This window comes from Fusibacter tunisiensis (genome assembly GCF_016908355.1).
Taxonomy (GTDB): domain Bacteria; phylum Bacillota; class Clostridia; order Peptostreptococcales; family Acidaminobacteraceae; genus Fusibacter_D; species Fusibacter_D tunisiensis.
This window is the reverse complement of sequence record NZ_JAFBDT010000025.1, coordinates 1-22,965: the sequence shown is the minus strand read 5'-3', so window position 1 is coordinate 22,965 and position 22,965 is coordinate 1. Positions and strand designations below refer to the sequence as shown.

Annotated in this window: 19 protein-coding genes; 14 read left to right on the top strand and 5 right to left on the bottom strand. The window is 37.7% G+C overall.

What is annotated here, in order from left to right; translation table 11 throughout:
* Positions 1–25: 25 nt before the first annotated feature.
* A complete protein-coding gene (locus JOC49_RS11020; protein WP_204665092.1) occupies positions 26–1,645 on the bottom strand; it encodes a M23 family metallopeptidase in 1,620 nt (539 codons plus the stop codon).
* Between the two features lie 123 nt (positions 1,646–1,768).
* Between JOC49_RS11020 and JOC49_RS11015 the strand changes: the two genes are divergently transcribed.
* The 5 genes from JOC49_RS11015 (at position 1,769) to clpB (ending at position 8,833) form a co-directional block, all read left to right on the top strand.
* A complete protein-coding gene (locus JOC49_RS11015) occupies positions 1,769–3,775 on the top strand; it encodes an alpha/beta hydrolase family protein (protein WP_204665091.1) in 2,007 nt (668 codons plus the stop codon).
* Between the two features lie 11 nt (positions 3,776–3,786).
* The gene (locus JOC49_RS11010; RefSeq protein ID WP_204665090.1) at positions 3,787–4,806 is read left to right on the top strand and encodes an alpha-hydroxy-acid oxidizing protein; all 1,020 of its coding nucleotides are present in this window, start codon (positions 3,787–3,789) and stop codon (positions 4,804–4,806) included.
* 181 nt (positions 4,807–4,987) lie between these two features.
* The gene (locus tag JOC49_RS11005) at positions 4,988–5,497 is read left to right on the top strand and encodes a hypothetical protein (protein ID WP_204665089.1); all 510 of its coding nucleotides are present in this window, start codon (positions 4,988–4,990) and stop codon (positions 5,495–5,497) included.
* Positions 5,498–5,514: 17 nt separating this feature from the next.
* Positions 5,515–6,075, top strand: a complete 561-nt coding sequence (locus tag JOC49_RS11000; RefSeq protein WP_204665088.1) for a methyl-accepting chemotaxis protein — start codon at positions 5,515–5,517, stop codon at positions 6,073–6,075.
* A 181-nt stretch (positions 6,076–6,256) separates the two neighbouring features.
* Positions 6,257–8,833, top strand: coding sequence for an ATP-dependent chaperone ClpB (clpB, locus tag JOC49_RS10995; protein WP_204665087.1), 2,577 nt, complete (start codon positions 6,257–6,259; stop codon positions 8,831–8,833).
* 55 nt (positions 8,834–8,888) lie between these two features.
* Here the strand turns inward: clpB and JOC49_RS10990 are convergent, their stop codons facing one another.
* The 3 genes from JOC49_RS10990 to JOC49_RS10980 are packed head-to-tail and all read right to left on the bottom strand — an operon-like array spanning position 8,889 to position 11,318.
* The gene (locus JOC49_RS10990) at positions 8,889–9,200 is read right to left on the bottom strand and encodes an STAS domain-containing protein (RefSeq protein ID WP_204665086.1); all 312 of its coding nucleotides are present in this window, start codon (positions 9,198–9,200) and stop codon (positions 8,889–8,891) included.
* Positions 9,190–10,902 carry a methyl-accepting chemotaxis protein gene (locus JOC49_RS10985; RefSeq protein ID WP_204665085.1) on the bottom strand — a complete coding sequence of 571 codons (1,713 nt, stop codon included), beginning with the start codon at positions 10,900–10,902 and terminating at the stop codon, positions 9,190–9,192. Before JOC49_RS10985 ends, JOC49_RS10990 begins: the two co-directional genes overlap by 11 nt.
* Complete coding sequence (locus JOC49_RS10980; RefSeq protein ID WP_204665084.1) at positions 10,899–11,318, bottom strand: ATP-binding protein; 420 nt, start codon at positions 11,316–11,318, stop codon at positions 10,899–10,901. The genes JOC49_RS10985 and JOC49_RS10980 overlap by 4 nt, the downstream gene beginning before the upstream one ends.
* A 149-nt stretch (positions 11,319–11,467) precedes the next feature.
* On the opposite strand from JOC49_RS10980, the gene JOC49_RS10975 reads away from it, so the two are divergent.
* From JOC49_RS10975 to JOC49_RS10945, 7 genes are all read left to right on the top strand, one after another.
* Positions 11,468–11,860: a hypothetical protein gene (locus tag JOC49_RS10975; RefSeq protein ID WP_204665083.1), complete on the top strand. Its 393-nt coding sequence runs from the start codon at positions 11,468–11,470 to the stop codon at positions 11,858–11,860.
* Positions 11,861–11,885: 25 nt separating this feature from the next.
* The gene (locus tag JOC49_RS10970) at positions 11,886–12,476 is read left to right on the top strand and encodes an NUDIX hydrolase (RefSeq protein WP_204665082.1); all 591 of its coding nucleotides are present in this window, start codon (positions 11,886–11,888) and stop codon (positions 12,474–12,476) included.
* A complete protein-coding gene (locus JOC49_RS10965) occupies positions 12,463–13,593 on the top strand; it encodes a metallophosphoesterase family protein (protein WP_204665081.1) in 1,131 nt (376 codons plus the stop codon). The genes JOC49_RS10970 and JOC49_RS10965 overlap by 14 nt, the downstream gene beginning before the upstream one ends.
* Positions 13,586–15,991, top strand: a complete 2,406-nt coding sequence (locus tag JOC49_RS10960) for an ATP-binding protein (protein WP_204665080.1) — start codon at positions 13,586–13,588, stop codon at positions 15,989–15,991. Before JOC49_RS10965 ends, JOC49_RS10960 begins: the two co-directional genes overlap by 8 nt.
* 104 nt (positions 15,992–16,095) lie before the next feature.
* A complete protein-coding gene (locus JOC49_RS10955) occupies positions 16,096–16,389 on the top strand; it encodes a hypothetical protein (RefSeq protein ID WP_204665079.1) in 294 nt (97 codons plus the stop codon).
* Between the two features lie 172 nt (positions 16,390–16,561).
* Positions 16,562–17,956, top strand: a complete 1,395-nt coding sequence (locus tag JOC49_RS10950; protein ID WP_204665078.1) for a diguanylate cyclase — start codon at positions 16,562–16,564, stop codon at positions 17,954–17,956.
* Positions 17,950–19,041 carry a J domain-containing protein gene (locus tag JOC49_RS10945; RefSeq protein WP_204665077.1) on the top strand — a complete coding sequence of 364 codons (1,092 nt, stop codon included), beginning with the start codon at positions 17,950–17,952 and terminating at the stop codon, positions 19,039–19,041. Before JOC49_RS10950 ends, JOC49_RS10945 begins: the two co-directional genes overlap by 7 nt.
* A 54-nt stretch (positions 19,042–19,095) precedes the next feature.
* Here the strand turns inward: JOC49_RS10945 and ychF are convergent, their stop codons facing one another.
* The gene (gene ychF / locus JOC49_RS10940) at positions 19,096–20,187 is read right to left on the bottom strand and encodes a redox-regulated ATPase YchF (protein WP_204665076.1); all 1,092 of its coding nucleotides are present in this window, start codon (positions 20,185–20,187) and stop codon (positions 19,096–19,098) included.
* A gap of 127 nt (positions 20,188–20,314) precedes the next feature.
* On the opposite strand from ychF, the gene yfmF reads away from it, so the two are divergent.
* Positions 20,315–21,586 carry an EF-P 5-aminopentanol modification-associated protein YfmF gene (gene yfmF, locus JOC49_RS10935; RefSeq protein ID WP_204665075.1) on the top strand — a complete coding sequence of 424 codons (1,272 nt, stop codon included), beginning with the start codon at positions 20,315–20,317 and terminating at the stop codon, positions 21,584–21,586.
* Positions 21,587–21,588: 2 nt separating this feature from the next.
* On the top strand, positions 21,589–22,869 hold the full coding sequence (gene yfmH / locus JOC49_RS10930) for an EF-P 5-aminopentanol modification-associated protein YfmH (protein WP_204665074.1): 1,281 nt from the start codon (positions 21,589–21,591) through the stop codon (positions 22,867–22,869).
* The last annotated feature ends 96 nt before the right edge of the window (positions 22,870–22,965 follow it).

Genomic DNA, 22,965 nt, shown 5'->3' with positions numbered 1-22,965 from the left:
GTCGTCGGCTTTGAAACAGCTTTTTTTAGTGCATGAGATCTTTATAATTTTCTTTTGTAATGGCCTCACCATAAATCAAGTAACCAGGCTCCATGTTAATGTGATAGTGTGAAATCATAAAATGCAGGTGTGACCCTGTGGAAAATCCAGTAGTACCCATGGTGCCAATTGTTTGCCCAACTTCAACCATTTGATTTTCAGTCACATTGAGGCTGTCAAGATGCTCATAGACACTGAATATCCCGGCACCGTGGTCGATGACTATTGTATTGCCCGTCATGATTAAGTTCATTGCAAGTACAACTTTTCCTGTGTTTGTGGCGGCAATTGGCGTGCCAAGAGGGGCGGCAATATCAAGACCGCTATGTCTGTAAGAAGTTAGACTCCCATTGACCGTTCTCTTTTCACCAAACTCCGTGGTAATCCTGCCTTGAGCCGGTAATACAAAGGGTGTGTCATAATACCTATCGGGATTGGATATTTTCCGTGCAGGAACAAAATAAGTATCCAACTCCGCATAGGCTTTATCGTTTCTTGTACTGGATTCTATAGATTGGTCAATAATCAGATTCTGAACTTTAAAATCACGCGCCATTACTGTCAAAGAAACAGGCTGTGAATCTTCTATATCATATGTTATCGTGTGATTCCCCGTTTTGGTTGAATAACTTGTTGGGATCATTGCCTTGTACAAATTATTTTCTTTGTACCAATGGGGTGTGCTTGTGAAATCCAGATTCAAATTGATTTCATCAGGTGTGTTGGCATAAGCTAATTGAAGTTCAATGAAGTCACCCTGTACCACTTCCAGTTTAGAAAAATCTAAAGATGGTGGACGGTCTATGCTTAATTGAAAAGACAAACCCATATGGCCTTCATAGTTTTGATGCCGACTATTCCAAATGTTTTGGATCTTGTATGTGAATGTACCGTCATAATCTGGATGGGGGATGGCATCTGGCTGAATGTAATCTTCATATACAGTTGCGCCTGTAGAATCATCTAATATCTCTAGATAGACTTGGTCGGGAAGCTTTGAACTTGTAAGATGAAACTGGGTGTCATCGTTTGTAGTTGTGAGGGTCGTTGTTTCATTTCCCTTTAGATCATTTTCTGTGGGTAATGGTTGAGACAGCCAAGAACCATCTAGGCGCCTGTACTCCCAAGAAATAGAGTCTATACCTGGTGTGATGGATTGATTGCCATATTGAATTTCAACTACAGGATATAAAAGCGCGCTATAAATAGCATCAAACGCATCAAATCGACTAAAAAAATCAGGCTGTGCCACTTGGTACTTTTCTTTTGTATTTTTGACATCATAAAGAATAAAGCCCAACTCCTGGGTATAATCAAGCGTATAGGATTTTGTAAGATTCCACTGATTGACAAAAGTCAATGAAAAACGATAGTCTGGCTCATAAGGTGCTTGTACAGGTGTTGTTGCTGAATCCACAGCCAAAAATAAACTGTTTTTTTGTGCGTCAGTTAAAACATATTCTTCTGGACTTGAAAATTCATCCTGTTTTACAATCAGTTTGGCAAGTGATGCTTCTGAAAAAACATTTAGAGAAAAGGCATAAAAGGCCCATAATAGCGTAATTAAACCGATAAAAACAATAGAAATGCTTATTTTTTTGTTCATAAAATTCTCCTATTCAAATACTGTTCTTATAGTATAGCACAGTCATGTCTTTAAGAAAATTATATTTCATGCTACGGAAAATTAGCGTATAATAAATATATAAAAGTATGAGAGGAGTCTGCAATGGAAAAAGTAACGATGCATCATTTGGAACGCCTTCAGTTTATTTCTGGCCTTTCAAGTGATCCAGATGGAAAGTGGTTGGGCTTTCATGTGCATACGCCCAATTTAAAAGAAAATAACTATGAATCTGATTTTTGGGTGCTGAATTTAGAAAACAATAAGCAAACGCAGATGACAACATCAGGAAAAGTTGGGGCATACCAATGGCGCGTTCTTGGGGACTCGGTGATATACACATCCCAAAAAGACCCTGAGGTTAAAGCGGCAATTGAAAATGGCATTCCGCTTACGGTTTTTTACGAACTTCCAATAATAGGGGGCGAAAGCAGAGAATTTATGCGGTTGAATTTACCGGTTTCGTCTTTTAAAGAAATTGAAGAAGATATCTTCTTGGTATTAGGCCATTATGATGCGTCCATCTCAAAATATGAAGAATTAGACGAAGCTGGCCGCAAAGAATTTATAGAAACTCAAAAAGAGGCGAAAGACTATGCCGTTTTGGAAGAAATTCCATTTTGGTCTAATGGTGGCACGTACACCTCTGGAAAAAGAAATCGCCTGTATGTCTACAACCGGAAAACGGAATCTTTAACACCTATATCGGACGCGAAAGAATCTGTGTCTTTCTACGAATGGGATTCTAAACGTAAGCAGGTGCTTTATATAAGCAAAACATATACTGATAAAATGCCATTATTGTCTAGTCTGTGGGTATATGACTTTGAAGCACAACGCTCTAAAAATCTTCTTGAAGAAACACATAGTTTATCTGGGGCATATTTTTTATCAGATGACGCAATTGTTTTTATTGGCAATGATCAAAAAACATACGGCTTAAATCAGAATCCAGATTTTTTTAAGTTGTCATTAAAAACTGGCGCAGTTGAGAAGTTTGCTGGACAATTTGACAAGAGTATTGGAAATAGTGTTGGATCTGATGCCCGTTATGGAAGTCGTCGTAGCATCAAAAGTGTTGAGGGTGACTTATACTTTATTACAACAGAAGATGATAGCGCTTATTTGAATAAATTAAATGCCAATGGCAAAATCGAAAGACTTGTAAAAGAGAAAGGGAGTGTAGATGATTTCGAATACACGGGTTCGCGTCTATTTGTAACTGCATTGAGAGACAACTCCCCTCAAGAGATTTATGAAGTTGAAACAGAAACGCAAGCTGAAAGAAGATGTACGGCTTTCAATGCTTGGTTTAGAGAGTCTGCATCCCTAGCAACACCAGAAGAAATTACGTTTAAAAATGAAATGGATCAGGTTATAAAAGGGTGGGTTATGAAGCCGGTTGACTATGATCCTGAAAAAAAGTACCCTGCAATTTTGAACATTCATGGTGGCCCCAAAACGGTATATGGACCTGTGTTTTATCACGAAATGCAAGTCTGGGCGAATCAGGGTTACTTTGTGTTCTTTTGTAATCCAAGAGGCAGTGATGGTAAAGGAAACGCGTTTGCTGATATCAGAGGGAAGTATGGAACAATTGACTATGATGATATTATGCAATTTACAGATGTTGTTTTGATTAAAAACAAAGCAATTGATATAGAAAATGTTTTTGTAACGGGTGGTTCATATGGTGGTTTTATGACCAATTGGATTATTGGGCATACGGATCGGTTTAAAGCCGCTGCTTCTCAACGCAGTATATCGAACTGGACAACAGAGTACGGCGTCACGGATATTGGCTATTACTTTGTTCCGGATCAAATAGCGGCAGATCTTTGGACCAACTATGAAAAGCTCTGGGATCATTCACCTTTGAAATATGCAGATCATGTAACAACACCTACTTTATTCATTCATTCAGACATGGATTATCGTTGTTGGCTTCCTGAAGCGCTTCAAATGTTTACAGCCCTTAAGCAATTTGGTGTACCGTCCAGATTGTGTGTATTTAAGGGTGAAAACCATGAACTAAGTAGAGGTGGAAAACCAAAACATCGGATTAAAAGGCTTGAAGAAATATGCACTTGGTTTGAACTGCATATGGATTAAGGAGGGCATAGATGACTTTAAATGATATAAAAAAAACAGCAAAAGAAACAATAGGGCCTCACTGTAAGGTCTGTCCAGTCTGTAATGGACTTGCGTGTAAGGGCGTGATCCCAGGTCCTGGTGGAAAAGGAACTGGTCTGGGTTTTGTTAGAAACTACACTGATTTAAGAAAAATCGCTTTAAGAATGGATACGATTCACAGTGTGATTTCAGCCAATACTGAAACATCTCTATTTGGAAAAACTTTTAAAATCCCTGTATTTGCAGGCCCAATTGGGGCTGTTCAGATGCATTACAGCGACCTTTATGATGATCAGTCTTATTCAGAGGCGCTTGTTAAAGGGTGTGCTGAATTTGGGAGTGTTGCATTTACAGGAGATGGTGTTGAGGATGATGTCTTTATTGGAACTGCAAAAGCCATAAAAGCATATGGTGGTATTGGAATTCCCACAATTAAGCCTTGGCGAAAAAATGAAGTAATTGAAAAAATACGAATTGCTGAAGAAGCAGGCGCTATTGCTGTGGCAATGGACATTGATGCAGCTGGGTTGTCTATTCTAGCAGCTCAGGGGAAACCAGTCGCACCTATGCCAACACATATTCTTAGAGAGGTTATTGAGTCTACAGAATTGCCCTTTATTGTAAAAGGCGTGATGACCGTTGAAGGCGCTCTAAAGGCATTGGAGGCAGGTGCATATGGGATTCTGGTATCCAATCATGGTGGTCGTGTCCTAGATGAAACAGAGTCAACGGTATCTGTTTTGCCTGAAATTGTAGAAGCTGTTCAAGGACAGATGAAAGTTTTTGTGGATGGCGGGTTTAGATCGGGATTAGACGTTTTTAAGGCTTTAGCGATTGGCGCAGATGGCGTAATTATTGCGAGGCCCTTTGTAACAGCTGTATATGGCGGTGGGCCACAAGGCGTAAAAGTTTTGTTGGAAACTTATGAGAAAGAACTGAAGGAAGCCATGCTGATGACAGGTGCATCTACGGTGCAGGAAATTTCTATGAAGCATATTAAATTTGTATGAGATTTAAATTTGTTCAAAAAAGAGCAGCGCACTTGCTGCTCTTTTCTTATGTTGTGAAACTTTTGCTTTCAATAGGTCTTAAGACCTGGTTTTCACCTTGGAATTTCTCAAATTGTTTGCACGCTAAATATAGTATAAATAGAGTAATATCTGTGTTAATAATGTGTAAAGGAGAGCGGTGGTGAAGAGGAAAAATACAAGTAAATCAATACGGACAAAACTTACGATTGTACCTTTGATATTAATTTTTATTGGTGTCCTTGCAATAGGAGTTGCCTCGTCATATTTTTCAAAGGCCAATATCATTTCAGAAATGGAACGAAATGGGTATTATATTGCCGGTCAATTTATTGAGCGTATTCAGGAAAATAAGAATAGCTTTGAAATCGTAATAGAACAAGCCGAAGATAAGGTTAAATCTACAAATCGAGTCGTTGCTTCAAATGAAGAGAGCGTCACAAATCAATATTTGTTTAGGCTTGCGCAACAATTGGATGTTTTTGAAATTAGCATTACCGACGCAAAGGGGCAAATTATTCTATCGAATCTAAGCAATCGAATTGGCATTCTTGTGGAACCTGATGCTGCATCGCAAGCTGTTCTTAAAGGTGAGACGAATTCTTATTTTGATGAAATTGAGTACGCCGTTTATATGGATGCGTCGGGAAATATTTTGGCGCATAATGATTAGACCAAGTAGGCATTTCTATGGGTTCAGATCTTTTGATTTCAGAAGTGCTGTCAACAGGAATGCAGAAATCAGTAGCTGGGGAATCTGTTTTAGATGTATTGGTTCCGATAATGATTGACGATGAAATTGACGGTGTGTTAAAAATTGGGTATTCAATGGACAATGTTCAGGCTGCAGTGCTTCAAAATACAACGATAATTTTCATTATATCAGCAATTGCTTTTGTTTTAATTGGGGTATTTTTTTTTAGAATGTCAAACCGTGTTGTTGTTGGTGTTGGTCAGATGAAGGACGACCTTGCGATTATGTCGGAAGGCAATTTCACAAAAGAAGTAAACCAAAAATCGTTAAAATCTAAAGATGAGCTGAGTGAGATGGCATCTGCAATGCAAACGCTCTGGCTTGCAATACGAGAAATTGTTAAAAATGTACTTGATTCCGCGCACGAGTTGACAGAATCTGCGGAGACTTTAAGTGCAACAGCAATTCAAACAAGTGCGGCATCTAAAGAAGTCGGTATGACGATAGAACAAATTGCAAAGGGTGCTGCTGAGCAGCCAACTTACAACACTTGCTGATATTCTTGTGGCTAAAATTGGGTCATTTAAAATTTAATAGATTAAACCAATCTGAAAAGAATCTTAACGAAAGTGTTAAGATTCTTTTTGTTGAATTGACTTTTTTTTATGGCAGATTTATAATATAAGCAGAATTAGCACTCGACAGAGCAGAGTGCTAACAGAAGAAAGGGTGTTGATTATGAAAACAAATCGGTTTACAGAAAATTTAAATGAAGCGATTGAAATTGCGCAAAAAATGGCAATCAAATTAAATCATGCCAAAATTGATGGTGAGCATTTACACTATGGGGTTTTATCTGCAGAAGCCAGTGTGGTATCGAAAGTTTTGAAATCGATGAATTATCCTGTAGACGCTATGCTAAATGACTTGGAGACGCATTTGAATACCCTTCAAAAGGTGTATGGTGAAGAGGTTCAATTAACTGCAACAAGACGTTTTAATCAACTTTTGATTCTCGCAGAAGATGAAGCAGATCGGTTGAACGATGCCTATGTAGATTCGACACACTTGTATTTAACTTTTTTTAAAGATCGTCATACGTTTTCATCTGATTTACTCAAAAAGTATGGTGTGAATCAACAAGCTTTTATAAGTGCACTCCTGGAATCACGCGCTTATCAAAAAGGACACGCATCTGCAGAAGACAGCGCGTATAAGGCACTTTCAAAATATAGTATTAATCTACTACAGCAGGCCAAACAGGGAAAACTGGATCCTGTAATTGGAAGAGACTCTGAGATTAGACGTGTTATTCGAATTTTATCACGAAGGACTAAAAATAATCCTGTTTTAATTGGAGAACCTGGTGTGGGAAAAACCGCTGTGGTGGAAGGATTGGCACAGAGAATTCTTGCAGGGGATGTCCCTGAAAACCTAAAAGACCAACAGATTTTTGCTTTAGACATGGGTGCTTTGATTGCAGGTGCTAAGTTTAGAGGTGAATTTGAAGAACGCCTGAAATCTGTTTTGTCTGAAGTGAGAGAAGCTGATGGGAAGGTTATTTTGTTTATTGATGAATTGCATACAATTGTTGGTGCTGGTAAAGCTGATGGCGCAATGGATGCAGGAAATCTTCTAAAGCCTATGTTGGCGCGTGGTGAGCTTAGGTGTATTGGTGCAACAACTTTGGACGAGTACCGTCAACATATTGAAAAAGATGCTGCTCTTGAAAGGCGTTTTCAGCCAATTGTTGTTGATCAGCCTTCAGTTGAAGATACGATTTCAATCTTAAGAGGGCTTAAGGAACGCTTTGAAATTCATCATGGTGTTCGTATTACGGATGGGGCTCTTATTGCAGCTGCAAATCTGTCGAATCGATATATTAGTGATCGATTCTTGCCCGATAAAGCAATTGATTTAATGGATGAAGCAGCGGCTATGATTCGAAGTGAAATTGATTCTATGCCCGCTGAACTGGACGAAATCTCCAGAAAGCTAATGCAACTTGAAATCGAAAAACAAGCACTTTCGAAAGAAAGTGATTTGGCTTCAAAAGAAAGACTTTCCTTGCTGGAATCAGAAATAGTGAGTCAAAAAGATGCCCTTCAAAAATTAAAAAGTCAGTGGATGATGGAAAAGGCACAATTAAATCGTGAAAAGGAAATTAAATCTGAAATTGAGCGCGTTAAACGTGAAATTGAAGAGGCGGAAAGAACATATGACCTTGAAAAACTTGCTGAACTGCGTTATGGAAAATTAGCTGACCTTGAAAAACAGTTGGCTGTGGAAAATCAAAAAGATAAGCAAAAAGATTTTGTTCTCCTAAAAGAAGAAGTTTCTGAATCCCAGATTGCAGAAATTGTTGCCAAGTGGACAGGTATACCGCTTCAAAAATTAAATGCATCAGAAACGGATAAACTTCTTAATTTGGATAAAGTATTGCAAAGACGCGTTGTGGGTCAGGGGCTTGCTGTTACAGCAGTTTCTGAAGCGGTTTTAAGAGCTCGGTCTGGCCTCAAAGATCCAAATAGACCAATTGGATCATTTATTTTCTTGGGACCTACGGGCGTTGGTAAAACAGAACTCTCAAAGACGCTTGCTGAAGCTTTGTTCGACAGTGAACAAAATCTCATTCGAATTGATATGAGTGAATATATGGAAAAGCACGCAGTTGCTCGACTCATTGGGGCCCCTCCAGGTTACGTGGGCTATGAAGAGGGGGGACAGTTAACGGAAGCTGTTCGGAGAAAACCCTATTCTGTAATTCTGTTTGATGAAATAGAAAAGGCCCACCCAGATGTGTTTAATATTCTTTTGCAACTTTTAGATGATGGGCGTTTGACCGATTCTCAGGGAAGGGTTGTGGATTTTAAAAATACAGTTGTCATTATGACGTCCAATATTGGCAGCCAAATTCTACTGGATCGTTTATCCACTGGTGGTGAAATTGACTCTGAAATTCAAATGGAAATTGATCAATTGATGCATCAGTATTTCAAGCCAGAGTTTCTAAATAGATTAGATGAAATTGTGTTGTTTTCACCCTTGTCTGAATCAGATATTATGGCGATTATTGATAACGTCATATATTCTTTAGAAAAAAGGGCGGAGATGACCATAAGTATAGACATGGCTGTTAAAGAGAAAATTCTTAAGGAAGGATTCAATCCTGCCTATGGCGCGAGACCTATTAAACGTTACATTCAAAAATATATTGAAAATGAGATCGCAAAAGAAATTTTAAAAGGCACTTTTCAAAATAACAAGGCTGTTCATATTCAACTAATTGATAATACTATAAAAGTGACTGCATAAAAAGATCCCCTTTTGGCGCTGGTAAAGGCGCAAAAAGGGGATTTTTATGCAGGATCTATTTTATGTTTAAAAGTGTGTCGAGTTTGGTAATTGTAAATATTTTTTTGACCATATCTTGAGTGTTGACGATGGACATTTCCATGTCGTTTTCATTGGAAAATTTAAATAGGGAGATGAAGACGCCAACACCAGTGCTGTCTATAAACTCGACGTCTTTTAAGTCGAATTCTAGTATGTTAATTTCAGATGACTTTGTCTCATCTAGGATGTTTTTTTTAATTTGATTTTTTAAGGCATCTGAGTTTGACATAATAATTTTATCTTTAAGGGAAAAAGTCATTTTACCGTCTTCTATCTTAGATGTCATTGTGCTTGGCCTCCTTCAACTTAAATTCGCGAATCATATTCTTTAGAACGTCAACCTCAGTTGCCAGTTGTTGGGTCATTTCATTAACGGTAGTAATGGTTGCATTTTGTTCCTCTGTTGCTGCTGTAACTTCTTCTGCACTTGCTGCATTGCTTTGTATAGAGTCGTTGACGCCGAGAACTGCTTGATCAATGCTTTGTGCTTTTGCTTTAAGCCGATCTACCAGTTCCTTGAGCTGACTGCTTGAATTTTGAGTTAAATCTGACTGTTCTAATATCTTAGTTAAAGCATCATTTGCCTGGTGGATGTTATGCACTTGCTCTAAAACTTGATCTTGATTGAATTCCATGGAATTTACGGTTGCTTGTGTTTCGGATTCTATGTTTTCAATAAGACTTACAATCTTAGCAGCAGCATCACTTGAGTTTTCTGCGAGTTTTCTGATTTCATCTGCAACGACAGCGAAACCACGACCTGCTTCGCCAGCACGTGCGGATTCAATTGAAGCATTTAATGCCAGCAAATTGGTCTGGGCTGCAATGTCTTCAATAACCTTTACCATTTGCCCAATCTGTTGGCTCCGTTCAATAAGTTTTGAAATTGCTTGAGCGGCAAAATCTACTGTTTGACGGACTGAATCCATACTATTGGTAGCTGTTTCAACAGAATGTCTGCCTTCAATAGATGCTTTGTGTGTCAGCTCTATGGCATTTGCAGTTTCTTTTGCAATTTGATCTAAAGTTTCTCCCATTGCAAACATTTCAGTTGTGTCGTTTGCAATGGTGTTGATTTCGCCTGCCATCTGATCTGAGTTTTGTGCGATTTGAACCGTTGTATTTGTAATTTCATCCGAAGCAATTCGAATTTCATTTAAAGATTCGGAGATAACAGTAGACCCATCATCAACAACTGTAGATTTTCCCCGAATACCGCTTATAATACCTGTAAGTTTTGTTATGGTGTCATTGACTTGGGTGGCTAAACTTCCAAGTTCATCATTGGATTCAAATTCAACATAAGTATCTAGGTTGCCTGTGGAGACGGCTTCCATAGATTGAGCAATTTTGTAAATGGGTTTAATTATAATATTGGAAAGAATATAGGCAATAATAATTGAAAGCAAAATTGCCAATACGCGTATTGAAATGCCAATTATTAAAACCTTATTTTGTGCAGTGTGAAGTGCTTCTATCTTTTCTTCTGTGTGAACGTTTTCAATATCTGCCAGATCAAATAAAATTGTTTTAACTGAATTTACAGCCGGAATCATTTTGTCAAAGAAAACAGATTCTGCTTGGGCCTGTTTCCCAGAACTTAAGAGTTCTTCTATTTCATGAGAGGCATTGTGCAAGTCAATGTGTGGTTGTTCAAGAGCCTTTAATAGATTGGCATTCCTTGGTAAAGGGGTATACTCATAGTACCAAGTGCCCAGAGCACAGCTTGTATGGTCGGTGACTGTAAAATTGTGATTTGGATCTTTAATTAACAAGTTCATGTTTAGAACATACTCTTCATGGTCAATAATCTTTTGATTTAAAAAGATTTGAAAGTCATAGGCTTCTTCCATATCAGTCACCAAATTTTTGATTCTATTTTCAAAGTAAAAGGTGAATCCGGTCTCAATAACGAGCAGTAGTGCAATAATTGCAAATGATACAATAAATTTTTTTCTGAGAGATGTCTGCTTTTTTGCTTTTTTCATGTTTCAAGTGCCTCCTCATTTTTAGTGATGATAAAATAATTCAATTGATCTCTCCCCTTGCAAACGTAAAAGCAATCTGATAATGACTGTACAATTTCAAGTCCTCGTCCCCGTTCCTTGAGCAAATCATCAGACGATTTGACTGTCAAAATGTTAGAAAGTCCACGGCCATAGTCCGAAACCCATGCGTAATAAAGCGTTTCATCTTTGAATAGAGCAATGCTTATTTCATTTTGCAACCCCAAGTGATTTGATTCTTGAATGCTGTTAATGATTAACTCATGAATTGAAATTAAAAAAGCGACCTGAATGTTACTTGGTTGGTCGTTTAACAGCTTTTTAATTTGTGTATGAACGGTTTCCAAATTGGTTGTTGAGGGATTGAAGGTGTATAGTTTAAACCACTTATAAGACATTTTGGGCTCCTTATCTAAATTACTTTGTATTTATAACCTTAATGGTTGCGAATTAATCACCAAAAATCAAAATTTCCTAGAGAAAAATTTGACGGTAAATTGAATAGAAACTAGAATAAGAATAGAAGGAAAAGAAATGGAGGCGGGATATGAAACAAATAATTCTAATAGCGGGTCTTTTATGTGTGGTTCTAGCAGTCTTCCTATTTGCCTATGTGGATTTTTGGCAACCAAATGGTGTCTATGAAGGCGACTGGAAAGGCCGATTTATGGACTTGGAAGAAAATGAATTTACGGTAAGCGCCTATATTGATGAACAATCCAATGCCTATGGTCATATGGAAGTGACACTTGAGGATGAAATTTTTATACTGCCGATTCATTTTAACAATGACCGCTTGTGGCTGGACGCATCGGTAGGAACGGGTGAATTTGTTTTAATTGAAGCAGATGGCATATATGAATTGATGGGAGACATCAACGCAGAAACTGAAACGGGTGTTATTGTAGGACGGCTTGAACTCGTTAAACTCATAAGATAAGGGTGTAAAACTATAAGGAGGTCATTTGAAGCTGACATTGGATACGATTTTAAAAAACTACCATCCGAAAAACGAGGTGGAAAGAGAAGATTTAAAAGTGCTTATAAAACATTATGAACAGGTTGGAAATTCAATTCTTTATAGAAATAGAACTTTAGCACACCTCACAAGTTCAGCCGTTGTCCTTAACCATAACCTAACCCATATGCTAATGGTTCATCATAACATATACAATACTTGGACCTGGGTAGGTGGGCATAACGATGGCGACTTTAATTGTTTGGGTGTGGCCTTAAAAGAAACTTTAGAAGAAACGGGCTTAAGTCAAGTGAAGCCCCTAACGGAAGAAGCTCAATCGATTGAAGTCCTAACCGTTGATGGGCACTATAAAAAAGGACAGTATGTAACAGGGCACTTGCATTTAAATGTGTCCTTTGTATTTATTGCGGACGACAGCGAAATGATTAGGCCGAACCTAGATGAAAACTCTAAAGTGCAATGGATACCGATTAATGAAATTTCAGTGTATTCCAATGAACCGGATTTTATAAAACTTTACTTGAAACTAATTGATAGAGCACGAAACTATAGGGAGGCTACAGATGACAGGGATTAAAATTTTTCATATTGCAGATGTTCATTTGGGCATGCGATTTTCAAGATATCCCGGTGATGTGTCAGATAGACTGTATGAAAGTCGATTTAAAGCTCTTGAAAATGCAGTCAAAATTGCAAATTCACAGGAATGTGACTATTTGTCGGTGGGCGGCGATTTATTTGAGTCCATTAAAGTAAAGCAAAAAGAAGTTGTGCGTGCAGCTGAAATTTTGTCGCAATTTACTGGGGCCTATGTTTGGGTCCTGCCGGGCAATCACGATTATTATGACGAAACGCTTAAACTTTGGCAATGGTTCAACGAAATCGCATCAGATAAAATTGTTGTGTTGGCATCTTCAAAAAAATACACATTTGAATATGGCGCCAGCAAAATTGAAGTTTTTGCTGCGCCATGTAACAGCAAACACAGTAGCGTGAACAACTTGCAGTGGGTTAAAGAAAGACAAATAGAGGCAGATGAAGCGGGCATAAAAGTGCTGATGGCACATGGTGCGATAAAAGACATCTCTCCAGATCTTAATAATACCTATTTCCCAATGACTTTAAAAGAACTTACAGATCTAAATATGGATTTTTGCTTAATGGGCCACACGCATGTGCCATATCCAGTGTTGGAATTAACAAGCACAGAAACCATTTTTAACCCTGGGACTACAGAACCAGATGGATTGAATTATCCCTATGATGGCTATGGTTGGTTGATCGAAGTGGGGGTGCAATATAAGGTCACTGGCAAAAAAATAAGGACTGGTAATTTGAAGTTTAGAGACGTTGAGTTGAGCCTTGACGATGACTTGTCTGCTGACACACTTATGAAACCTTTTAATGATTTGGATTTAATGTCAACCATTGCACGAATCAGGTTAAAGGGGCGTGTGAATCAAGATGCTTATCAGTCGAGATTTAAAGTTTTGGATGCTCTTTCTAAGGAATTTTTGTATTTTGAAGGACGGGATGACGCATTAAAACCTAAATTTGACAGAGCGTTTATTGAAAGTGCTTTTTCAGAAAACTCTGTGCCGAATTTGCTCTTAAACTTGCTTTTAGAAGAAGCGGATGAAGAAACAGCGCATCTTGCCTATGAACTGATGCAGGAAGGACTTTCGGATGATTAGAAAATTGAAAATTATACAGTACGGTGGTTTGAGAAATAGAGAAATTGAGTTTGGAAATGGACTAAATGTTATTTTTGGCAACAATGAGGCTGGAAAGAGCACGACTTTAGAGGCTTTACATGCTGTTTTATTTACACCTGTAAAATTGGGAAATCGAAAAGTAGAAGATAAGCGATTTATGGAGCGTGCGTTTCCCTATGGTCAGAGTGATTATGCGGAAATTGAGCTGTCATTTGAATTCAATGGTCAGATGTATTTGTTAAGAAAAGTTTGGCATTTGAAAACACCAGAATACGTGCTTTATGAAGGTGACCTCAAAATAATCAATCCAGAGGAGATTGACACCATTGTAAAAGCCTATCTAAACTATGGCGAAGGAACGTATACCCACATTTTTTTTGCCAAACAAGACGTTTTTAATCAAATATTTGAGTCTATCCAGAATTCTCAGCCCTTATCAAATTCAATTCGAGAATTATTGGACAGCGCGGAAATGAAGCTAGACGGCATATCCATAGAAGCGTTTAAGTCAAAACTTCAAGAGGATTATGATGCCCTTGTTTCCAACTGGGATATAGCGTTAGATCGGCCAGCTGGTGGTAGGGGCATTGACCGCCCGCATAAGAGAAATGTTGGTAAAATTCTCGAATCCTACTATCAAATGGAACATGCACGCCATAGCATGCGTGATGCTGAAATGGGAGAGGAGAGCATTGAGCGTTTACAGGAAGAGATTAAAACACTCAAGTCAAGGCTCGAAACGGTAAGTGAATCACTTACAAAACTTCAACTTTTAGAAAATGATTTGATCCAAAGAGAACGGCTGGGAGAACGGTTAAGTCGACTAGAAGATCAAAAACAAATGCTTTTAAAAGCAACTCAGGAATGGCCAACGCTTCAGGCAGAACTTAATTTTTTGATGCAGTCTACAGAAGCTTTAAAAGCACAAAAAGAAGACTTGCAGAGGGCGTTAGAAGCCCACCGTGCGTATGAAAAATATGAGAGTGCATATAAAATCTATCTTAAACGTCAGGATCTAGAAGAGAAGATTGCAACGGTTAATAAAGAGCTTTTTACAGTAAAGGCATTTAATGACGCGCTCTTAAACCGGAGTAAAGACATTGAAAGTGATCTTCAAAAGAATGCGTTGCTTATTCAGTCTGCTGAATTAAGGGGCAAATTACTTCAAGCGTCAACGCCCATTACAGTAGTAGATTATCAAGGGGAAACGCAATTGTTTTCAGCTGGCGAAACATGGGCTTTAAACGCTTATATGAAGGTTCAAACATCTGATGGTACTGAACTGGAGATTATGTCCAATCAAATAGATTATGATTCAGTTTCAAAGGCATATCAGGATGCTCAAAAAAAACAAGCTGAGTTATTTAAAAAGGTAGATGTATCGAATTTTGATGAAATTGTAGCCATGCATAGAAGGTATAAAACTTTATCAATTGAGTTGGATTCCATGACCAAGCAGTTGGGGAATCTGCCAAGCATTGAGTCACCGGACCTTCTTTTAAAGCAACATGAATTCTATTCAGAGAGCCAGATTGGCGATCCAGAAGTTTTGCAAAAAAAATTGGAAAAAGTGCAGCAGGAATTGGACAGTATCACTGCAAAACAAGCAAAAGCATCTTATAGATTTGAAAAGCTTCAATTTGAATTTAAAACTTATGAAGCGCTGACCATGTCTTTCGGGCAAAGTCTAGCAGAGATGCAATCGGTTGAGAAGGAATTTTTGGCGCTCCAAGAGATGCCGGACGAATTTTCCGACTTTAATCACTACCGAAAAACACTCTTGCAACTGGCTGAGGAGAAGGAAGTTTCTATTAGAACTCTAGGTCAAAAGGAGATGGAACTCGAGCGCACGTACATGAATTTACCGGATCAGAGTGCTGAAGCTTTTAAAGCCCTTGCTGAAGAAAGTGAAATGCAGATGAATAAGTGGATTAATCGTGCTAAAAAACTCACCACAATTCAATTCGCTTTAAATCGAGTTATTGAACAAGTGGAGGCGGATCAAGCGAGTCCATTGAGCGTTAAATTTGAGTCTTACTTGAGACAACTAACAGGACTGGCTTATGATACTTTTTTATTTGATGACCATATGGGGCTTCATGTTTCACATCCTGAAGGGGAAATACCTTTTCATTTGCTTTCCTCTGGTACAATGGAAAGCGTTTCTTTGGCTTTTAGACTGGCCTTAATTGAAACAACGGATGCTGACGGTGGACATTTATGTGCTTTTGACGATTGCCTTGTGAATATGGACAAAAGTCGGTTGGAAAAGTCGATTTCCTTGCTTAAAGAATTTTCCAAAGGGCGTCAACTTTTATTTTTCACATGCCATGAAACCATTGCAAAACAGTTATCTGAAAAAATCATTAGGCTATAAATTACAAAAAGTTTATAAAATTGTTTTAAAATCCGTACAATTTGTGGTAAACTAGTAGGCAAGTAGGCAAAAGCTACTAATACTAAATTTACGGGAGGAACACTATGCATAAACCTTGTTTGTTTTCAGCAATTTACGCTTATGTGGAAGATCTATTTTCAATGAAACTGACTGAAGAACAGAAAAAATCAATTAGAGACGCTTTCGATTCGGCTGATGTGGAAGACGGTATTGAGCGGACAATTCAAGCCATCGAAAAAGGGTTGCATATCAGGGTTCCTCAGGAATTGTTTGTTGAAACTCGTGTGGCTTGTAGTGAGGATTCGATTGAATCTTTGTTAAAAGAAGTTAACTTTGAAGCATCCATGTGGTATATGGAAGAGCATGAAGGGGCTTAATTGCATTTATCCCAATATAAAAACCTGATCTCATTTGCTTATAAATGCAAGTTGAGAACAGGTTTTTTTAGAATCTAGCTTCAATTAGTCTTTTTTAACCCAATATAGGGGAAAAATATAGAATTTGATGTTATAATAAATGAAAAGAATCTAAATTTGAAAGAGGTAAATTGTGGAAAACCAGTGGCTTCGAGTGACGGTTGAAGAACTGAATAGACTTGGAAATTTAATGGCATCCCCTGCAATTGTTTTGAATTTGGATGAGGTTATATATGCAAATGATGTTTTCTGTAACGTCACAGGGTTTACTTTAGAGGAAGCAAAAAATATGGAATTTGCAGATGTGATTGATTCAAATTATTCAGACCTTTTTTTGTCAAGCCTACAGAGACTTTTAGAAGGGAAATCATTAAAGGGTGGCCAAGAAGTGCGTCTAAAGACACAAACTGGCAAATGGATGTGGTTTGATTTTTCCAGTAAACGCATTCTGGTAAATGACAAACTTTATCTTATGGTTAACCTCATGGAAATCACTGAAAAGAAGCAAATTCAGATTGAACTTTCAAGATCACTTAAACTAAGTGATGCAATGCTTGAAGTTTCTCAGTATGTTGTTCAGTCTGAAAATATCAGTGGTCTTTATGATATGATTTTGAAACGGGCTATTGATACCATCCCCAATGCACAAGTTGGAACAGTCCTTCTTCTTGATGGGCATGACTTGGTGGTATCTGCACATAAAGGATTTGACGATACGACCATACAAGGCTTTAAGATTCCACTTGAGGAATCTTTTCTTTACAGAGCAACACAAGGCAAACTGGATGAAATTGCAACGGTTAATGATTTGTTTGAAGCTGGAGATTTTTTAAAGGTTAAGACAAAAGGTTTTGCTGAACGCTATATTCGATCAACACTTTCTACGCCAATTTATGTGGAAGGGCAATTTATTGGGTGCATAAATGTAGATTCAGTTAAGGTGAACGGTTTTGATGACAACGATCGTAAAATGATGACCTTTATAAAAAATCAAGTGGAAATTGCCATATACAATCACAAATTGTTTGAAGAACATACATTTTTGGCTAAATATGACAGCCTCACTGGGCTCTACAACCGTTACTATTTTGAAGAAGCCTTTAGGAACCATAAAGATTATTCTATGCGCTATGGAACCCCATTTCAGGTGGTGCTTTTTGACATAAATGATTTGAAAAAAGTAAATGACAGATATGGCCATATTGTTGGCGACCAACTGTTAATAAAGTACGCAGAGATTAGCCGAACTTCTATACGGAAAAGTGATCTGTTGGCACGCTATGGGGGCGATGAATTTGTTGGGCTTTTTTTTGAATCTGATGGGCACGCTCTGGAAAGCCGTTTGGAAGAGTTGCTAAAATCTTTTGAAGACCATCCCCTTGAATTAGAAGGAGCAAAAGTTGTTGTGTCTTTTAGTTATGGCATTTCAAATTTTGGAGAAGATGGAACGGAACTTACGACTTTACTAAGGGCTGCGGATAAACGTATGTACGCAGCTAAGAAAAAACATGGAATGAGAAGATGTTAAAAATGACAAAAGAAGATAAATTTAACAATCAACTTTATATTATGAACTGTACAATGCCATCAGAATTGTTTACGGTGAAGGGCATCAAAACTGAGTATAGGAAGCTAGCGAAAATGTGGCATCCAGACGTCGCTGATGTTCAAGAGGCACTTTTTATTATGAGCAAAATAAACGCACTATACAAAGAGGGCCTTGTTTTGATTGCACAAAACAAATTCTATGAAAAAGAGCGCTTGATTCATCGACGACGCTCAAAAGTAAACGTCGAAACGCAGACTCAGTATGAGCGTGAAACCCAACCCCCAGTTAAAAGGAGTAAAAAGAAGCGGGTCATTGAAATTCAAAGAGAAGGGGGCAAGTGTGTTCGGTTTAAATATTTAAAGCGGATTATGGTTGAACTTGGGTTTATGTATATTTCTGAAACACATATTTTACTTGAAATTACGAAGCTTAAACGCAAAATTTTTATGGATGGCATTGACTTGGTACGTCGGTCTTCCGAAGGCTATTTTAAAGTTCCGGTTCCTGACATTGTGGACTCATTTGATTCCAAAACACATGGGTATATTGTGATGAAAAAAGAGCGTGGTGTTGAACCGATTGTTGTGCTTGAAACAATAGAAGGGTATTTGAAACATTTGGGAAGTCGCAAATTATGTGAGGGAATTTTTTATGACCTTACTGCCCTCAAGCATATGGGACTTACGTCCACTGGGCTTGAAAGGGATCTTCTTTTTGTCAACGTTTCCACAGGAAAACTTTACAATCTAGGCTTATATTTTTACCTGCATGAGTTTAATGCCAAATTGTCCAGAGCGCCTCAAGAGGTTTCTGATTCGTTACTACACTTAAGACCTAAAGACAACGAGTCTTTGGTCATAGATCTTGTGAAAGACTTAATTTTGAAATTGAATTCAGCTTATAAATTAAAAGTAGATGATTTTCATCAGTGGCTTATGCAGTTAAAAAGTGATTCTCTTGAAATGTCATTGGCAGAGAGCCAAGTTTTTAACCGTTCAATTGTTTCTGTTACCACCCACGGTTTCGACCTAGATTCATATTATGCGGCCATATCTAACGGATAAAAAAAGCTTATTTAGAGGATGAAAAATCATTTTCTAAATAAGCTTTTGTTCTATTTATACGTTGAATCTAAAAAGAATTACATCGCCATCTTGAACGGTATAGTCTTTGCCCTCAAGTCTTACTTTGCCTAAATCCTTTGCAGCTGACATTGTTCCAAGTGTTTTTAAGTCTTCAAAGGCAATGGTTTCTGCACGAATGAATCCACGCTCAATATCTGAGTGAATTTTACCACCAGCTTGAGGTGCTTTTGTGCCACGTCTTATGGTCCATGCACGAACTTCCTGTGGACCGGCTGTCAGAAAACTAATGAGGTCAAGAAGGTGATAGCTGGAGTGTATCAATTGTTCCAGTCCAGATTCTTTAAGTCCAAGTTCCTCTAAGAACCCTTGGCGGTCTTCGTCGTCAAGTTCAGCAATTTCTTGTTCGATTTTTCCACAAATCACAACAACTTCTGCGTTTTCTGAAGCCGCAAAATCACGAACTTGTTTTACAAGCGTGTTTTCACTGCTTGAAGCCACATCATCTTCTGACACATTGGCGCAGTAGATCACAGGTTTGAATGACAACAAATTCAGTGATTTTACAAAATCACGTTCTTCGGGAGTAAGTTCCATGGTACGGGCTGAAACACCATCTTCAAGAACTTTTTTAACCCGTTCTAAAATTTCCAGCTCAGCAAGTGCGGACTTGTCAGCCTTTGCTTGTTTGATAGTTTTGGCAATGCGTCTTTCCAAAAGCTCTGCATCTGACAAAATCAATTCAATGTTAATGGTTTCAATATCGTCTAGAGGACCAATTTTTCCGTCCACATGAACCACGTTTTCATCTTCAAAGCACCGCACAACATGAACAATCGCTGCAACTTCTCTGATATGGCTTAAAAATTGATTTCCAAGGCCTTCGCCTTTTGAAGCGCCTCTTACCAATCCTGCAATGTCGTAAAATTCTATGGCCGTATGGACAATTTTTTTAGAATCGTACATGTCTCTAAGGACATCCAATCTTTTATCTGGAACAGAAACGACACCAACATTTGGTTCTATTGTACAAAATGGATAATTGGCACTCTCGGCTCCAGCTTTTGTAATCGCATTGAAGAGGGTGCTTTTTCCCACGTTGGGTAAACCTACAATCCCTAATTTCATGATAACCTTCCTTTTATCTAATAGACATACTTTTTCACATCAATAAATTATAAACCATTAACATCACAAAGTAAATAAGTTATAATAGGTAAATAGTCCAAAATAAAGTTAAACTATAGGAGACTCTATGATTGATCAAATTAAACGTTATGAACTCGAAACGGGCATTAATCTACATTTAATAAAATCAAATAAATTTAAGACGGTTTTATTTGGTGTGTATATTAAAAGACCATTAAACCGTCAGGAAGCAGCACTTAATGCGCTTTTATCTCGTATTATGGATAAGGCCACTGCAAAGAATCCGACACAATTGGAGATGAGCCGAGCACTGGATTATTTATATGGGGCAGTTTTAATTAGTGATGTGCACAAATATGGCGAGAAACAGGTTATTCAAATTAAACTACAAATTCCAAATGAAAAATATGTGAATGATGCTACTGTCACAGATCAGGCACTTGGTCTTTTAAACGATATACTTGAAAACCCGCTTGTTGAAGGAGATTGTTTTAACCCTCAAGTGTTTAAAACCGAACAAGCAAGGCTCATTGAAGAAGTGGAAATGCGCCGTGATGATAAAGACACTTGGGCAATGTCTCTGTGTATTGAGACCATGTGTAAGGATGAACTTTATGGCATTCATGAGTATGGAACGGTTGAAGAAATAAGCGCCATAACGCCAGAGGCCCTTTATGCCCATTATAAAATGCTTATGGAATCTTCTGAGATGGATATTGTCGCAATTGGTAATTTTGAATTTGAAGCATTGAAACAAAAAATAGAATCTAATCTACATTTTTCAAGTGGGCCTAAAACTCAAATGCCAGTTGAATCTGTAATCCATCATCCAAAAGAGGTTCAGTATATTGAAGAATCTCACGAAATCAATCAAGGTAAATTGGTGATGGGCTATCGTTTAAACGTTCCATATACAAGTGACGCGTATTTACCAGCGTTTATTGGAAGTGTTATTTTAGGATATGGGGGAAGTTCGAAACTTTTTAAAGTTGTACGTGAGCGTGAGGGCCTTTGTTATAGTATTTTTGCAAGAACAGACAAGTTTAAATCTATTTTACTTGTGTATGCTGGTGTCGATTTTGAGAATTTTGACAAGGCTGAAGTTTTGATTCGTGAACAAGTGGAAGCAATTAAAGCGGGCGTATTATTAGATAAAGAATTAGAAATTGCCAAAGAAGCCTTGATATCCAGTTATCAGTCTGTGTCGGATTATCAAAACTCTTTTATTAATTTTTACTATAATCAGTATTTGAGTTCAGATGTGGTTGATTTAGAGGACCATATCAAACGCATTATGGCCGTAACCAAAAATGATATTATTAAAGCGTTTGCAAACATTGAACTGGACACAATTACACATTTAAAAGGAGAAGACTAAATATGGAGAAATTGTATAGTCCCTTGATTGATGAAGGCATCTTCTATGAGAAATTGTCATGTGGTTTAGAAGTATATATTATGCCGAAAAAGCAGTTTGCTAAGAAATTTGCTTTTTTTGGGACCCGTTATGGCGGTTTGCACAATCGCTTTGTGACGGATGATGGTGTTGAGTTTACAATGCCAAGAGGCATTGCGCATTTTTTGGAACATCAAATTTTTGAAGATGATCAAGAAAGCACCTTTGAAAAGTTCGAAAAAATAGGCGCCAATGTAAATGCGTATACAAGTAATACGTCAACCGTATACCATATGGAGACAGTGGATCATTTTGAAAATGCACTTGAGTTGTTGATTGATTTTGTCTTGAATGCTAGGATTACGGACGATTCGGTTGCAAAAGAACGCGAAGTAATTGTACAAGAAATTAAGATGTATGAAGATGAGCCCGAATGGTTAATGGGCGCAAATCTTTTAAAAAACCTCTATCACAATCATCCGGTTCGTTATGACATTGCGGGAACAGAGGCGTCTGTAAGAAGCATAACGAAAGAGCAACTTTTGACGTGTTTTAATTATTTTTATACACCTAAAAATATGGCCATGTTTTTATATGGGGATATAGACCCTGAACATATGGTCCGGAAAATTGAGACACTTTTACCTGAAAGTTACTGTAACAAAGGCGTGAAACCTAAGCTAATTATTCCAGATGAACCTATCGCTATAAAAGGGGGTAGATCGAGTTACAGCAAAAAGGTTTCTAAAAACAATATGGTCATTGGTTTTAAATCCAATCCAACGTATTTTGAAGTGGATCGTGAACTCAAACTGGCAGCCATGCGTGTTGCGGGGGATTTAATGTTTGGGAAAAGTAGTGATACTTTTGCAAAACTCTATCAAGCAGGAATTATCAGCGATGGGTTTGATTTTGATATACAGGTTGAAGATGGATATGCTTATTCTATTGTAGGCAATCAATCCAATCAATTGGAAATTTTAGAAAAAGAGATTATCAGCACAATAGAATATCATCTTGAAAATGGATTTAATCCTGAAGACTTTAACCGTCTGAAACGAAAATTGCTTGGCAGATTTGTTGCGTCTTTTAATTCTCTTCAATCTATTGCGGGGAATTATACCTATAAAAAAATGAGAGGGTTTGATCTTTTTGAACAAGTGGAGGCTTTCAATGCGCTCTCTCTTTCTGACATTGAGCAAACAATACGGGCGTTTTATGATATGGAAAATCGATCTGTATCTATTTTGTTGAAGGCAGAATAACAGACCAGCTAATAAAAGTCAATAAGTAGTTTGAGTTTTTTTATAAATTTTCATTTCTGAAAAAATGGTACAGCAAATCTAGCCATTAGAAAACAC